A 14,391-nucleotide genomic window follows, 5' to 3' on the forward strand; every position below is an offset into this window, starting at 1 on the left:
ATCATTTTGTAGTCAATGGCTTACATTTTAATGACGCTATTAACGCTACCCTTATCGGCTACTTTTGATGACCTCGTTTTTCAACGGCACAGCTTCGGAGATTCACGCATGTCCGTGAATGAGATCCCTTTATCGCTCAGCGCCGAGCAACTTATCACTCAGGTACCAGGCGTCGTTTTTCAGTTCTATCGATCCCATGAGGGTCATATGGCGTTCCCGTACATGGAAGGTGGGGGCGGCACCCTGGCCCATATTGATAAACACCAGCTCGCCCACGATGCCAATAACGCCCTTGAGCAGTTGACCGGAACGGACTATCCGAAGCTGATGTCTGCCATTGAGCGCTCTGCCCGCTGGATGCTGCCGTTGACCACACGGTTTCGCCTTGCCTTGCCGGGACGCAAAATTCTGTGGATAGCCGTCAGCGCCACCCCGGAACCCACGCCAACGGGGGTGCGCTGGCACGGTCTGATGATGGACGTCAGCGACCAGGTGCTGGAAGAGCAGCGGCTACGCAAGCTGTGCAACACCGACTCGCTTACCGGCTTACCCAACCGGCGCAGGCTCATGGTTCAACTGACCAACCTGGCATCACTGAGCACCCGCCACGGCACCCCACTATCCATCATGATGCTCGATATCGATCATTTTAAGCGCCTCAATGACCGCTGGGGGCACCTCCAGGGGGATGACGTTCTCAAGCAGTTGGCCACGCTCACCCAGTCGCTGCTGCGCACGGAAGATATGATTGCTCGATTGGGTGGCGAGGAGTTCATGGCGATTCTCCCGCTCACCCCTCTCAAGCAATGCCACCAGCTGGCAGACCGGCTGCGCCAGCGTATCGCCTCCCATGATTTCGGTGTCGGCGAGGGTCAGGTCACGTTAAGCATCGGCGTTGCCGAGTACCGCTGCGGCGAACCCCTGACGACCCTTATCGAGCGTGCGGATCAAGCACTTTACAGTGCCAAAGACGTTGGCCGTGACTGCGTGTGCCTTCTACCCTGAAAGAGTCAGTCATTCATAACCCTTATCAAGGAGATAGCCTAATGACGTCACTAGCAAAGCAACAGTGTGAACCCTGCAGCGGCAACGCACGGCCAATGACCCGTAGCGAGTGCGAAAGCCAGCTAAACGAGCTCTCCCAGTGGCAGATTGTCGATCACGATGGCATCATGAAGCTGTCACGCAGTTATACGTTTAGTGACTTCGTTGGCGCGCTTGCGTTTACCAACCGCGTCGGCGAGCTGGCCGAACAGGCCGGGCACCACCCTGCGATCACGACCGAATACGGTAAAACCACGGTCACCTGGTGGAGCCATGCCATTGATGGCCTGCATCAAAATGATTTCATTCTTGCCGCTAGAACCGACGAGGTAGCCGAATAAATGTTTGAGCACATTGAGCGAGTCCCCGGAGACGCCATTCTTGGGCTAATCGAAGCTTTCAAAAAAGACACCAATCCGCAGAAAGTCGACCTAGGCGTTGGCGTTTACCGCGATGCGCACGGCAATACGCCAGTGATGCGCGCGGTCAAAGAAGCCGAAGCTCGCTTGCTCAGCAACGAAACCACCAAGACCTACATTGGTTCGCACGGCGCGCCCGCGTACGGCGGCGTGGTACTGCCGATGGTGCTGGGCGCCGGTTCGCCGGTGCTCGAGGCCAACCGCGCCAGCGCTACCCAGTCGCCGGGGGGCACCGGCGCTCTGCGCCTGGCCGCAGACTTCATTGCCACCCAGCTGCCGGGTAGAGGCATCTGGGTCAGCGACCCTACCTGGCCAAACCACCACGGCATTTTTACTGCTGCGGGTATCGAGCTGCATAAATACCCCTACGTCGACCCCGACAACCGTCTCGACTTCAACGGCATGCTGGGCGCGTTGAAAAAGATCCCCGAAGGCGATGTGGTCGTGCTCCACGCCTGCTGCCATAACCCGACCGGCTTCGACCTTTCTCCATCGCAGTGGCAGCAGGTGCTCGAGGTGGTCAAGGAGCGCCAGCTGTTGCCGCTGATCGACTTTGCTTACCAGGGCTTTGGCGCCGGGCTTGACGAAGACGCCTACGGCGTTCGGCTATTTGCCGAGCAGCTCGACGAGGTCATTATCACCAGCTCCTGCTCGAAGAACTTCGGCATCTACTGCGAGCGAACCGGCTGCTTGATCATGGTGGCCAAGGACAGCGAGCAAATGGAAAACATTCGCTCGCAGGTGGCGATCGTGGCCCGGGAGAATTACTCCAACCCGCCGGCACACGGCGGTGCCATCGTCAGTGAAATTCTGCATGACGCTGAGCTTTCCGCCATGTGGCGCGAAGAGCTCACCGAAATGCGTGACCGCATCAACACCCTGCGCCGCGACTTCGTTGAAGCCCTCAAGCCCTACGGGCTGGCTGAGAAGTATGCCTGCGTTGCCGAGCAGCGCGGCATGTTCTCCTATACCGGCCTGACGCCCGACCAGGTCGACCGGCTGCGCGACGAGTTCGGCATCTACATGGTGCGCTCAGGGCGGGCCAACGTGGCGGGCTTCTCCCAGGAAAACCTGCCCTACCTCGCCAAAGCGATTGCTGCGGTTAACGACTAGCAAAGCATGGCAACACGCCCCATCATGCCCAGGCTTGCCTGGGCATTTTTGTATCTTGGGCATGCCGTTGGGGTTGTGTAGAATTGCGCCTTCGTCGCCAGCGCTGGGACGCCTTGCGGCGTCCCCCGCAAGGCGGGAGTTGACCGATCAGTCAAATCGACGCCACACTCTCCTTAGCCTTGCCGTCAACAACACCCATAACTCAGAGGCCCCCATGGCGACGCCACACCACTATCCTTGGTACAAGAAAGAAGACACCGACGCATTTTTCGCCCTGTTCCAGAATAACATTGCGAATTTTGTGATCATTGCCATCACCATGCTGGGCATGGGCTTTCCCGCCTCGATCGTTTACGGCCAGGTGCTTCCCGGAGCGGCAGTAGCGGTGATGGTCGGCAATTTCTATTACGCCTGGAGCGCCGCACGGCTGGCACGCAAAGAGCAGCGCAGCGACGTCACCGCCTTGTCCTACGGCATTTCAACGCCGGTGATGTTTGTCTTCCTGTTTGGCGTTCTGTTGCCCGCCAAGGAGTTGACCGGGGACGTGACGCTCGCCTGGAAAGTGGCGGTCGCCGCTTGTTTCATCAGCGGCGCAATCGAAGCGGCTATCAGCCTCATCGGTCGCTGGGTTCAGTATCATCTTCCAAGGGCGGCCATGCTCGGCGCCGTTGCCGGGGTCGCACTGACCTTCATTGCCGGTGAAATGCTATTCAAGACGCTGGAGATGCCAGTGATCGGCTTGCTGGTTCTGGCCATCATCATCGTTGGCCTGATTGCTCGCGTCAGCATGCCCTTCAAGATCCCCACGTCACTGTTTGCCATCATCGTGGGCAGCGCCATGGCCTACCTGATCGGCGACGCAGGTGGTGAGCGCTTCAGCGATGCGTTTACCCACCTTGGCTTTTACCCGCTGCTACCCAACCTGGCCTGGTGGGAGGGCCTGGGGCTGCTGGCCACCGGCATGCTCGCCATTCTTACCGTAGTGCTGCCGATCACGCTATATAACGCCATTGAAACCATGAACAACGTCGAAGCCATGGAAGCCGCTGGCGACAAGTATGACGTGCGTGAATGCCAGGCGGTAGACGGCGTGGGCACCATGATTGGCGCACTGTTTGGCGGGGTCTTTCCCACGACGGTGTACATTGCCACCGTCGGGGCGAAGTGGATGGGGGCCGGGCGCGGCTACAGCCTGCTGAACGGGGCTGTCTACGCCATTGCCACCATGTTCGGCCTGATTGCCATGATTTCGGCCATCATTCCCGTGTCCGTGGTCGCCCCTATTCTGGTATTCGTGGGGATTTCCATGATCGCCACGGCGTTTCAGGCCAACGATACCCGTTACTATCCTGCAGTAGCCCTGGCCATGCTGCCCTACTTTGCCAACTACGTAATGACGCGCTTCAACCGTGGTGCCGAGGACATCGTCAGCGATATTTCGACCTCGATTGTCGCCGCCGGACAGGGTGCCATGTTCATGGCGATCTTCCTGGGCGCAATGACCGTTTCAGTGATCGATCATCAATTCCGGCGTGCGGCGACCTTTGCCCTGATCGCGGCGGCCTTTGCGTTCTTTGGCTTGATGCACGCCCCTGAACTTTCCATCAACGCAGCCCCCAACTTTGTGATGGGCTACCTGGCCATGGCGCTATTGTTTGGTTACTTCGCCTTCCAGGAGCGCGCCAACGTCAGCGCGCCCTAACGCCTGCCTGGCGATGCGCACGCGACAGAATACGCCGCAGCATCAGCCAGGCGGCCAACCCGGCCAGCAGATTGCCAACGGCCGCTCCGGCGGCCAGCCCCCACCAACCGGCCAGCTGTTCACCGAGCCACAGGCAGGGTAAATAGCACACGAACAGGCGTGCTGCTGACAGCAGCATCGCGCGCAGCGGCCACCCCAGCGCGTTACCGGCAGACACGATCAACATGCAAACCCCCAGCGCCGCGTAGCTCGGCAGCAGAAAGCGAATCAGCAGTACCAGTTCATCCTGCACCTCGGGATTACCCGCCAGCACCATACCCAGCCATGGCGCGCCGAGCGCCAGCACGATACCCAGCGACAGTTGCCATACCACCGCAACGCCTAGCGCCAGGCGCAACAGGCGATGGATCTGCCCCCAGTCACCGGCACCGTAGCAGCGCCCTAACCAGGGCGGCAGCGACATGGTCATGGCCAGGATGACCATCAGCGACAGGGTTTCCAGTCGGCTGGCAAGCCCCCAGGCAGCCACCTGACTTTCACCTAGCCCCGCCACTACGGCGATTGCCAGCATGGCCGCCAGCGGCGGCATCAACTGGCTTACCATGGCCGGCGCGGCAATCCCCAAAAACGGCCGCCAGGACTGCCGTCCTTCCTGCCATAAGCCTTGCCGCGACGCCCAGGCTCTCTGCCATAGTCGTCCACCGGTCACCACCAGCCCAATGCTGAACGCGATGGCCGTCGCCCAAGCGGCGCCCGGCAACCCCCACCCTGCCCAGGGCCCCACGCCAAAGATCAGCAGCGGGTCCAGGGCCAGATTGATCAGGCTGGTAATCACCATCATCTTGCCGGGCAAGCGCGTATCGCCGTAGGCGCGAAAGACGCTGTACATGAAATAAAGCACGGCGCCGATCCAGGCCGCCAGCAGTTGCGGCGGCCAATAGCTGCGCAGATAACCAAAGGTATTGCTCTCGGCACCCAGCAAACTGAAAATCGGGATCTGGAATATCCCGAGGGCAATACACAGACAGGCGATGACCACCCCACCGGCCATCAACACCAGGCTGCTCAAGCGCTTGGCTCGGGCCTGCTCACCGGCTCCCAGCGCTCGGGAAATCAGCGCCGCGATAGCGATCCCCATCCCTACCTGAATGCCGATAATCAGAAACGACAGCGGAAAGGTAAAAGACTGGGCCGCCAGGGGAACCGTGCCCAGGCGGGCAATAAAGGCGCTATCGACCAGTTGGAAGCCGAGTAGCGATAGCACCCCGATGGCCATGGGCCAGGTTTGACGCCACAGGGTTTTACCCAGTCCTGCCGTTTGCTCAGTGCTAGCCACCAACGCCTCTACTCCTGTTGAATAAACGCAAAAAACGCCACCGCTCCCCAGGGAGCGGTGGCGTTTTTAAACGTCGTGTTACTGGCGAATACCTTCGAAGGTCACATACAGCTCAAGCTCGTGCATGGCTTCAGGGAATTCGCTCATGTCGATGTCAAAATCGCTCAGCGTGATCATGGTGCTGCCTTCAAAGCCGGCACGATAGCCGCCCCAGGGATCCTCACCTTCGCCCATCATGGTCACAGGCATTTCAACTTCCTGGGTTTGACCATGCAGGGTGAGATCACCGGTCACGACCCCTTCGTTGTCACCGGTCGACTCAAACCCGGTTGAGCTAAAGGTAGCGGTTGGGTATTCATCGACGTTAAGGAAGTCGCTGCTCAGAATATGGCGGTCGCGCTCGGCGTGGTTGCTGTTCAAGCTATCAACCTGGACTTCCATCTCGACAGACGACGCCTCAAGATCTTCCGGGTCGTAGCTGAAATCACCGGAAAACTCTTCAAAGCTGCCCAGGATGTAGGAATAGCCAAGGTGGCTGATCTTGAACTGTACGAAGGCATGCTGTCCTTCGGTATCGATGGTGTAGTCAGCGGCCTGGGCCTGGCCAAGCGTGAAGAGTCCAGCGGCGGCCACGGCCGTGGTCAGTACGGTTTTCTTCAACATGCGTGCAACTCCTTTCTCGATGATAAAGCACCGTCTTGTAAGGGTGCCCCTTGAAGCCCTCCCGGTGGGGAAAGCCCGATACGTTAACGTGACGTCGGTTTCAACATGCGCAGCAGGGTGTCATGGCGATCGATCAAATGGTGCTTTAAGGCGGCCAGCGAATGCCCCACCGCCAATAACATCAGCGCCCAGGCGCTGTACCAGTGCAGATCCCCGGCAATCAGCGCCTGCTGGGGCAATCCGTGTACCAGCGCTGGCACCTCGAACCAGCCAAAAACGCTGATACCGCCGCCGTCCGCCGTCGAGATCAGGTACCCGGTGGTCATCACGAACAGCAACAGAACATACAGCGTGATATGGCCCAAGTGGGCCATCAAGACCTCAAGTCGACTGCCATGCCCCTGCGGTGTCGGCTGCGTCAAGCGCCAGACGAGGCGCGCGAGCGTTGCCATGAAAAGTACAATGCCCACCGAGCGATGAACCCAGGGCCCAAGGTTGTACCAAGTATCATAGTACCCCAGTCCGGTCATCCACCAGCCCAGCGCGAATAACCCTACAATGGTGCTAGCACTGAGCCAGTGCAGCGCAATGCTGATAACGCCCCACCCCACCTGCGTGTTACGCCACATCGTTTATTTCCTTTAAAAGACGCTCTCCATGAGCGTGATGATGAAACGATGATAGCGCTAAAGTGGTTTGTAAACCGCTGAAAAAACCAGAACCTATCATTCGTAAAAAACGTTGGACGGCTTATGGGCTGGCCTTGGGCGCATAAAAAAACCGGCCTTTTGACCGGTTTTTTTCAACAGGCAAGACGCGCTTAGCCCTGCAGCAAGGCGTCCAGACCACGGGCGAGGTCGTGCTGAATGTCCCGCTGACTTTCCAGCCCCACCGCCACACGCACCAGCCCTGGCGTAATCCCCGCCGCCGCGCGTTGTTCATCGCTCAGACGGCCATGAGTGGTGGTGGCCGGATGGGTGATCGTGGTTTTGACATCGCCGAGGTTGCCGGTAATCGACAGCATGCGGGTGGCATCGATTACCTTCCAGGCACCCTCCTGGCCGAAGATCACCTCGAAGCCTAACACGGCACCAAAGCCCTCCTGCTGCTTCTTGGCCAGGTCATGCTGGGGGTGATCCTCAAGGCCGCTGTAAAACACCTTGGTGACCGCTGGGTGGGCATCAAGCCACCGGGCGAGGGTCAGCGCCTGCTCGCAGTGCGCCTTCATGCGCAGCGAGAGCGTTTCCAGTCCCTTGGTGAATATCCAGGCGTTGAACGGGCTCATGCAGGGACCGCAGGTACGCACGACGCCAAACACCTCTTCCAGCACATCGTGCTTGCCGACCACAGCGCCGCCTACCGCCCGCCCCTGGCCATCGAGGTACTTGGTAGCGGAGTGGATCACCAGATCAGCGCCCAAGGCGATGGGCTGCTGAAGCGCAGGGGTCAGAAAGCAGTTATCGATGGCCAGCCACGCCTCATGCCGCTTGGCCAGCGCTGAAAGTGCGGCAATATCGGCCACTTCCGAGAGCGGGTTGGACGGCGTTTCGGCAAACAGCAGGCGCGTTTTAGGGGTAATGGCCGCTTCCCAGGCCGCCAGGTCGGAAAGCTCAACGTAGCGCGTGGTAATGCCAAACTTGCCGAAGTACTTGTCAAACAGGCTGACCGTCGAGCCAAACAGTGACCGCGAGGCGACAATCTCATCGCCGGACGACAGCAGCGCAAGCACAGTCGACAGGATGGCCGACATGCCCGAACTGGTGGCCACGCAACGCTCGCCGCCTTCCAGCGCCGCCAGACGGCGTTCAAAGGTATGCACGGTCGGGTTGGTAAAGCGGGAATAGACGTTGCCGGCCTCATGCCCACCGAACTTGCGCGCCGCTTCGGCGGCGCTGCCATACACGAAGCTGGAGGTAGGAAAAATGGGCTCGGCGTGCTCCTGCTCGAAGGTGCGCTCGTGGCCGGCGCGGATCGCCAGGGTTTCTAGCGACCACGCGTCTTGCTGGCTGTCATCATGCATGGCGAGTCTCTTGTTCAGCTACATCAAAGGGGCTTGGCCTAATCGTCCAGGTCATCGTCCTGATTATGCATGTCGACGAGCGCATGGTCACCCGCGCTCTGGTCTTTAGCCAGGTCGTTGCGGCTGGCTTCGAGAACCGCCAGGTAGGCGTCATCGATATCGCCGGTGACGTAGTTGCCGTCAAAGACCGAACAGTCGAAGGCTTCCAGGTCAGGATTGACCTCGCGACAGGCATCTTTCAGGTCATCCAGATCCTGATAGAAGATGCGATCCGCGCCGATCAGCTGACCCACTTCCTCTTCGGTTCGCCCGTGGGCAATGAGTTCCGACGCGGCGGGCATATCGATGCCGTACACATTCGGGTAGCGTACCGGCGGCGCCGCCGACGCAAAGTAGACGTTGCGAGCCCCGGCATCGCGGGCCATCTGAATAATCTGCTTGCAGGTGGTGCCGCGCACGATCGAGTCATCGACAAGCAGGACGTTCTTGTCCTTGAATTCGATATCGATGGCGTTGAGCTTCTGGCGCACCGACTTCTTGCGCTGGGTCTGCCCCGGCATGATGAAGGTGCGGCCGATATAGCGGTTCTTCATGAACCCTTCGCGATAGGTAACGCCCAGATGCTGGGCCATTTCCAGCGCCGAGGTACGCGAGGTATCGGGGATCGGAATCACCACGTCGATATCGTGATCGGGCCATTCATTCAGCACTCGGTCGCCAAGCTTGCGGCCCATTTGCATGCGGGTGCCGTAAACGTAGGCACCGTCGAGAATCGAGTCGGGCCGCGCCAGGTAGACGTGTTCGAAAATGCACGAGCGCAGTTGGGGACGGTCGGCGCATACCTGGGTGTGAATCTGGCCCTGCATATCGACGAAGATCGCTTCGCCGGGCGACAGATCACGCTCGAGCTCGAAGCCACCCACGTCCAGCGCAACCGACTCAGAGGCGATCATGACCGCCTGACCGTCGTCTTCCTGCCGGGTACCGAACACCACCGGACGAATGCCATGGGGGTCACGGAACGCCACCATGCCAAAACCGTTGATAATTGCCACGGCGGCGTAGCCACCGTTACAGCGCCGGTGAACTCTCCGCACGGCGTCGAAAATATCCTCGGCTTCAAGGTGTAGCCCCTGCTTGCCCAACTCGTGAGCAAAGACATTGAGCAGTACTTCAGAGTCCGAGCTGGTGTTGATATGGCGGAGGTCGGTCGAAAACAGCTCCTGCTTGAGCTGTTCGGAATTGGTCAGGTTGCCGTTGTGCGCCAGCGCGATACCGTAGGGAGAGTTGACGTAAAAAGGCTGCGATTCGGCTTCGCTCGAGGAACCGGCGGTGGGGTAACGCACGTGGCCGATGCCCAGGTTACCTTTCAGACGCGCCATGTGCCGGGTGTGAAACACATCACGCACCAGGCCGTTACTCTTGCGCAGCAGAAAACGTCCCTCGCTCCAAGTCATCATCCCGGCAGCGTCCTGGCCGCGATGCTGAAGAACGGTCAGGGCATCGTAAATACCCTGGTTTACCGCTTGCCTGGCCAGAAGACCGACTATACCGCACATTCCCGTTACCTCGCTAAGTGCCGACTTACTGGCGTCAATAAGCCGTTACATGACTTGAAAATTCTTGAAACGTTCAGCGATCGCGCGCCTGACGTAAATCCGGCAGCGTGATGTCGTTTAGCGACGACGGCGCTTCGGGAAGCTCACCGCCCCACTGGTCCAGCTGATTGATGGCATAGTTGCGCAGCTCGATGAAGGTAGGCCGCAGCGTCGACTGCTGCCATGCCTCCAGGTCCGCCAGCGGCGTCAGGGTGATCAGCACCGTGACCACCAACAGAATCACCGCCCCCCGGGCGATACCGAAACCCGCCCCCGCCATGCGGTTGAGCAGCCCCATCCCCACCCACTCAACCGCCGCGTGCACCAGGCGAATGACGATCCCGCACAGCATGATCACCGCAAAGATCACCAGCACGAAGGCCAACACCAGCCGTGCGTCGAAGCTGTCGATGAAACCGCTGAGCAGCTCGGCAACCGGCTCGGCCAGCACGCGCGCCACCATCAACGCCACTACCCAGGCCGCCAGCCCCAATGCTTCGCGCACGAAGCCACGCACAAAGCCCGCCAGCATCGACAGGGCCAACACGGCAAGAAAGGCGGCGTCTATCCAGGTAAGTGCCATCGTCAATCCCGGACTCGAACCAGCAGCCCCTGCACATTGGCCCGCTGCTTAACGTCACCCATCGCGTTTTCGCCCTCTTCCGAGGTCGCAAAGGGGCCGACGTAGACAGTCGTCATCTGATTATCGCGCTCGCGCTGATAGACCGCAAAGCCCTCGCCGCTGAGCTGTTCGCTCAACCGCTGGGCATTGTCGGGGTTACCGAAGCTGCCCACCTGAACGGCCCATTCGCCATTGGGGGCTGACGACGCGGTCGTCCTAGTCTGCTCAGCGGCGGGGGCTTCTTCGGGAGCATCATTGACGGCCTGGCTGTTGGAGGCGATCAGATCGGCGATGGGATCGTTACCCGCCGCAGGGCCGCTATCGCTGGATGACGCGTCGTCACCTTCACCCTCTGCCTGGCGATCGGCCAGCTGGTCGGTATCGGGGCTGGCAGGCTCGACATCAAGCGGCTCGCCGGTTGCCTGCTCGGCGACGCTTGGATCTATCTGCTCGGCGGGGTCGCCAATCGACTCGGGACGCGCCGGGGCCTGAACCTCGCGGCGTTCGACCTCAACGGGCTGCTCAATGACAAAATTCGGTTGTGGTCGCTCTTCACGCGGTGCGGGGTCACTCATCAACCACGGTACGATGATGGCCAACAGCGCAAGCAGGATGACGATACCGCTGATGCGTTCCGTTCTACCGTATTTCATATCCCTCTCCATCAAGCGACGCTACGCCTGTGGCTGCGCCAGCAGGGCCGCCACCGTGAAAAAAGAGCCTGTCGCCAGAACACGATCCTCCGGGCCGAGCCGTCCGGTCAGCCAGTCCCGACCCGCGCAGGGCGTTGCCGCGCAATGATGCACGCGTCCGCCCTGGGCTGCAATCCGCTCGGCAAGCTCATGGGCGTCGCGGCCTCGCTCGCCGTCCAGGCTAACGCACACCCAGTCGCTTATACGGGATGATAGCGCGGCGATCACGCCATCGGCATCTTTATCGTCCAGCATACCAATCAGCCCCCACTGCGTCGCACCGGCTGCCACAGGCGGGAGATGACGCGCCAGATAGTGCGCCGCGTGAGGGTTGTGCCCCACATCGAGGCACCACTGACCTTGCCACTGCATGCGGCCCGGCACTACCAGGGTGGCCAGCGCCGTTCGAGTGGCTGTAGCGGTCAGCGACAAGTCGGCTAACGTCAGGGCCTGGAGGGCTGTCGCCGCGTTATCGATGGGCAGGCCAAGGTCGGGCAAGGCATCGAGCGACAGCGGCTCGCCGTTGACTGTCCGCCCCTGCCAGTGCCAGCCAGCCGCGGGTTCAGGGGATTGCTCAAAGTGGCGGCCAAGCTGATAGACCGGCGCCTGCAGCGCCTCGGCGGCGACGGCCACGCTGTCGGGAAGTTCGCGGCTGCCCAGAACGGCAGGCCGCCTGGCGCGGAAGATACCGGCTTTTTCACGACCGATCTGGGCGATATCAGTACCCAGGTAACCGGCGTGATCCAGGGCAATGGTGGTCACGATCGCCACATCGGCATCGACGATATTGACCGCATCCAGGCGTCCGCCTAGCCCCACTTCAAGCACCACCATATCCAGCGGCTGCTGAACCAGGCACCACAGCGCACACAGCGTACCGGCTTCGAAGTAGGTCAAGCTGATCGCGGGAGCAGCCAGTCTAGCGTGCTCGACGGCTTCAAACCCCGCCACCAGACGTTCGTCGCTGACCATGCGACCGTTCACCTGAACGCGTTCGTTGTACTGCAACAGGTGTGGCGACGTGTAGGTGCCCACTTGCAGGCCATGGGCACGTGCCACACAGTCAATCATCGCCAGGGTAGACCCCTTGCCATTGGTGCCTGCCACGCTGATCACCCGCTTGGCGATCGGACACTGCCGCAGGCCCATCCGGTCGGCCACCTGACTGACCCGATCCAGCCCCATGTCGATACCGACCGGATGGAGCGTCTCCAGGTACTCAAGCCACTGCGCCAGCGTTTTAGACATTGCGTGGGGTGTCGCCGCGCTTGGCCGGATCCGTTTCATCGCTGCCGTTGATCGCCTCGATCCACTCGGGATCCTCGGCGTGCTCGGCCACCTGTGGCTCGTCAACCACGGGTTCAAACACCATCGCCTCGTCTTCTTCGGGCTCGGGTTCGCTGCCGGCCAGTGGCTGATGGGTCAGCTTGCGCAGCACACCGCCAACGCGTTCGCGCATGTCGTGACGATGAACAATCATGTCCACGGTGCCATGCTCGAGCAAGAACTCGCTGCGCTGGAAGCCTTCGGGTAGGGTCTCGCGAACGGTCTGCTCGATCACGCGCGGTCCGGCAAAGCCGATCAGCGCGTTGGGTTCGGCAATATTCAGGTCGCCCAGCATTGCAAGCGATGCCGATACGCCACCAAACACCGGATCGGTGAGCACCGAAATATACGGAATGCCTTCCTGCTTGAGCTTTTCCAGGGCCGCCGACGTCTTGGCCATCTGCATCAGCGAGAACAGCGCTTCCTGCATGCGCGCCCCGCCGGAGGCGGCAAAGCAAATCAACGGCACACGCGATTCGAGCGCCAGCGTAGCCGCACGGACGAATTTTTCGCCCACTACCGCGCCCATGGAGCCCCCCATGAAAGTAAACTCAAACGCCACGGCCACCACCGGCAGCCCATTGAGTTCGCCACGCATCGCGACCAGCGCGTCTTTTTCGCCGGTTTCCTTCTGCGCTGCGGCCAGGCGATCCTTGTACTTCTTGGAATCGCGGAACTTTAGACGGTCGACCGGCTCTATTTCAGCGGCGATCTCTTCGCGCCCCGTCTTGTCGAGGAACCAGTCCAGTCGCTTGCGTGCCGTTAAACGCAGGTGATGATTGCACTTGGGGCAAACGCTCTGATGTTTCTCCAGCTCGGGAAGATAGAGTACGGCTTCGCACTTGGGGCATTTACGCCACAGACCGTCGGGAACGCTTGCGCGACGATCCTTACGCTGGATACGCCCCATGGAGGGCACAATCTTGTCTAACCAGCTCATATCAAAAAGACTTCCGTTGTACGTCAACGCTTGGCCGAACCAAGCTTGATGAATGGGGTCAAGCTAATGTCGTTAGTGTAGACGATGAAAGCACCTGTTAAGCATCCATCGCCGCCCGCATGTCGCCGAGCACGTCTTTCAACTGGGCGGCAATGGTCTCCGGGGCGTCGACACTCTCGGCGATCCGATTGACCAGTGCACTGCCCACGATGACACCATCAGCCACCTTGGCGACTTCGGCGGCGGTCGCGCCGTCACGGATACCAAAGCCGACACACAGCGGCAGGTCGGTCATGCCGCGCAGCGGTGCCAGGTGCTCTGCCACGTCGTCGGCGTTAAGCGTCGCCGCGCCGGTCACCCCTTTGAGCGACACGTAATAGAGGTAGCCCTCACCGTGGGCGCATATTGTAGCGGCCCGGGCATGGGAAGTGGTAGGTGCAACAAGAAAAATCGCCGCCAGATCACGTGCTTTCAACAGCGGGCCAAAGATATCCGCCTCTTCCGGCGGCATGTCGACGGTCAGCACGCCGTCAACGCCAACGCTGGCCGCCTTGTCGGCAAAGGCATCGTAGCCGATACGCTCGATGGGATTGAGATAACCCATCAACACCACCGGGGTGGTGGTATCGGTCTGGCGAAACTCGGCGACCATGTCGAGCAGGTCGACCAGCCGGGTGCCCTGCTTGAGTGCCCGTTCGCAGGCTTTCTGGATGACCGGGCCGTCCGCCATCGGGTCGGAGAACGGCACGCCCAGCTCGATGATATCCGCGCCGGCTTCCACCAGGGCGTGCATAAAGCCGACGGTGTACCGGGGTGCGGGATCCCCAGCGGTAATAAAGGGTATCAGGGCCTTGCGGCCCTGCTGTTTTAATTCACTGAAACGCTGATCAATACGGTTCATGCTGGCCCTTAGAAA

General features: G+C 60.4%; 14 protein-coding genes. 4 read left to right on the forward strand and 10 right to left on the reverse strand.

Features of this window, described 5'->3' with window-relative positions; all coding sequences use genetic code 11:
- Window positions 1-108 precede the first annotated feature (108 nt).
- From QC815_RS06145 to QC815_RS06160, 4 genes are all read left to right on the forward strand, one after another.
- Window positions 109-1,005, forward strand: coding sequence for a GGDEF domain-containing protein (locus QC815_RS06145; protein ID WP_309767489.1), 897 nt, complete (start codon window positions 109-111; stop codon window positions 1,003-1,005).
- 41 nt (window positions 1,006-1,046) lie between these two features.
- On the forward strand, window positions 1,047-1,385 hold the full coding sequence (locus QC815_RS06150) for a 4a-hydroxytetrahydrobiopterin dehydratase (RefSeq protein WP_230448412.1): 339 nt from the start codon (window positions 1,047-1,049) through the stop codon (window positions 1,383-1,385).
- Entirely contained in the window at window positions 1,386-2,576 is a 1,191-nt protein-coding gene (locus QC815_RS06155; protein WP_230448411.1) for an amino acid aminotransferase, read from the forward strand.
- A gap of 214 nt (window positions 2,577-2,790) precedes the next feature.
- Window positions 2,791-4,278, forward strand: a complete 1,488-nt coding sequence (locus QC815_RS06160; protein ID WP_230448410.1) for an NCS2 family permease — start codon at window positions 2,791-2,793, stop codon at window positions 4,276-4,278.
- Here QC815_RS06160 and QC815_RS06165 read toward each other — a convergent pair.
- From QC815_RS06165 to trpA, 10 genes are all read right to left on the reverse strand, one after another.
- A complete protein-coding gene (locus QC815_RS06165; protein ID WP_230448470.1) occupies window positions 4,265-5,554 on the reverse strand; it encodes an MATE family efflux transporter in 1,290 nt (429 codons plus the stop codon). The two genes, QC815_RS06160 and QC815_RS06165, sit on opposite strands and share 14 nt — an antisense overlap.
- A gap of 138 nt (window positions 5,555-5,692) precedes the next feature.
- Window positions 5,693-6,277, reverse strand: coding sequence for a YceI family protein (locus QC815_RS06170; RefSeq protein WP_230448409.1), 585 nt, complete (start codon window positions 6,275-6,277; stop codon window positions 5,693-5,695).
- A gap of 83 nt (window positions 6,278-6,360) precedes the next feature.
- The gene (locus tag QC815_RS06175; RefSeq protein WP_309767492.1) at window positions 6,361-6,906 is read right to left on the reverse strand and encodes a cytochrome b; all 546 of its coding nucleotides are present in this window, start codon (window positions 6,904-6,906) and stop codon (window positions 6,361-6,363) included.
- 191 nt (window positions 6,907-7,097) lie between these two features.
- Window positions 7,098-8,297: an O-succinylhomoserine sulfhydrylase gene (locus QC815_RS06180; protein ID WP_309767494.1), complete on the reverse strand. Its 1,200-nt coding sequence runs from the start codon at window positions 8,295-8,297 to the stop codon at window positions 7,098-7,100.
- A gap of 38 nt (window positions 8,298-8,335) precedes the next feature.
- Window positions 8,336-9,856 (reverse strand): amidophosphoribosyltransferase, encoded by a 1,521-nt coding sequence (gene purF, locus QC815_RS06185; RefSeq protein ID WP_230448406.1) that lies wholly within the window; start codon window positions 9,854-9,856, stop codon window positions 8,336-8,338.
- A 73-nt stretch (window positions 9,857-9,929) separates the two neighbouring features.
- Window positions 9,930-10,478 (reverse strand): CvpA family protein, encoded by a 549-nt coding sequence (locus tag QC815_RS06190; protein ID WP_309767496.1) that lies wholly within the window; start codon window positions 10,476-10,478, stop codon window positions 9,930-9,932.
- A gap of 2 nt (window positions 10,479-10,480) precedes the next feature.
- Window positions 10,481-11,170: an SPOR domain-containing protein gene (locus QC815_RS06195; protein WP_230448037.1), complete on the reverse strand. Its 690-nt coding sequence runs from the start codon at window positions 11,168-11,170 to the stop codon at window positions 10,481-10,483.
- Between the two features lie 21 nt (window positions 11,171-11,191).
- Window positions 11,192-12,457, reverse strand: a complete 1,266-nt coding sequence (gene folC, locus QC815_RS06200) for a bifunctional tetrahydrofolate synthase/dihydrofolate synthase (RefSeq protein ID WP_309767499.1) — start codon at window positions 12,455-12,457, stop codon at window positions 11,192-11,194.
- A complete protein-coding gene (accD, locus tag QC815_RS06205; protein WP_230448035.1) occupies window positions 12,450-13,475 on the reverse strand; it encodes an acetyl-CoA carboxylase, carboxyltransferase subunit beta in 1,026 nt (341 codons plus the stop codon). Before accD ends, folC begins: the two co-directional genes overlap by 8 nt.
- Window positions 13,476-13,572: 97 nt before the next feature.
- A complete protein-coding gene (trpA, locus tag QC815_RS06210) occupies window positions 13,573-14,376 on the reverse strand; it encodes a tryptophan synthase subunit alpha (protein WP_230448034.1) in 804 nt (267 codons plus the stop codon).
- Between the last annotated feature and the right edge of the window lie 15 nt (window positions 14,377-14,391).

Origin of the sequence: Vreelandella gomseomensis (assembly GCF_031451645.1) — a bacterium.
Classification (GTDB): Bacteria; Pseudomonadota; Gammaproteobacteria; order Pseudomonadales; family Halomonadaceae; genus Vreelandella; species Vreelandella gomseomensis.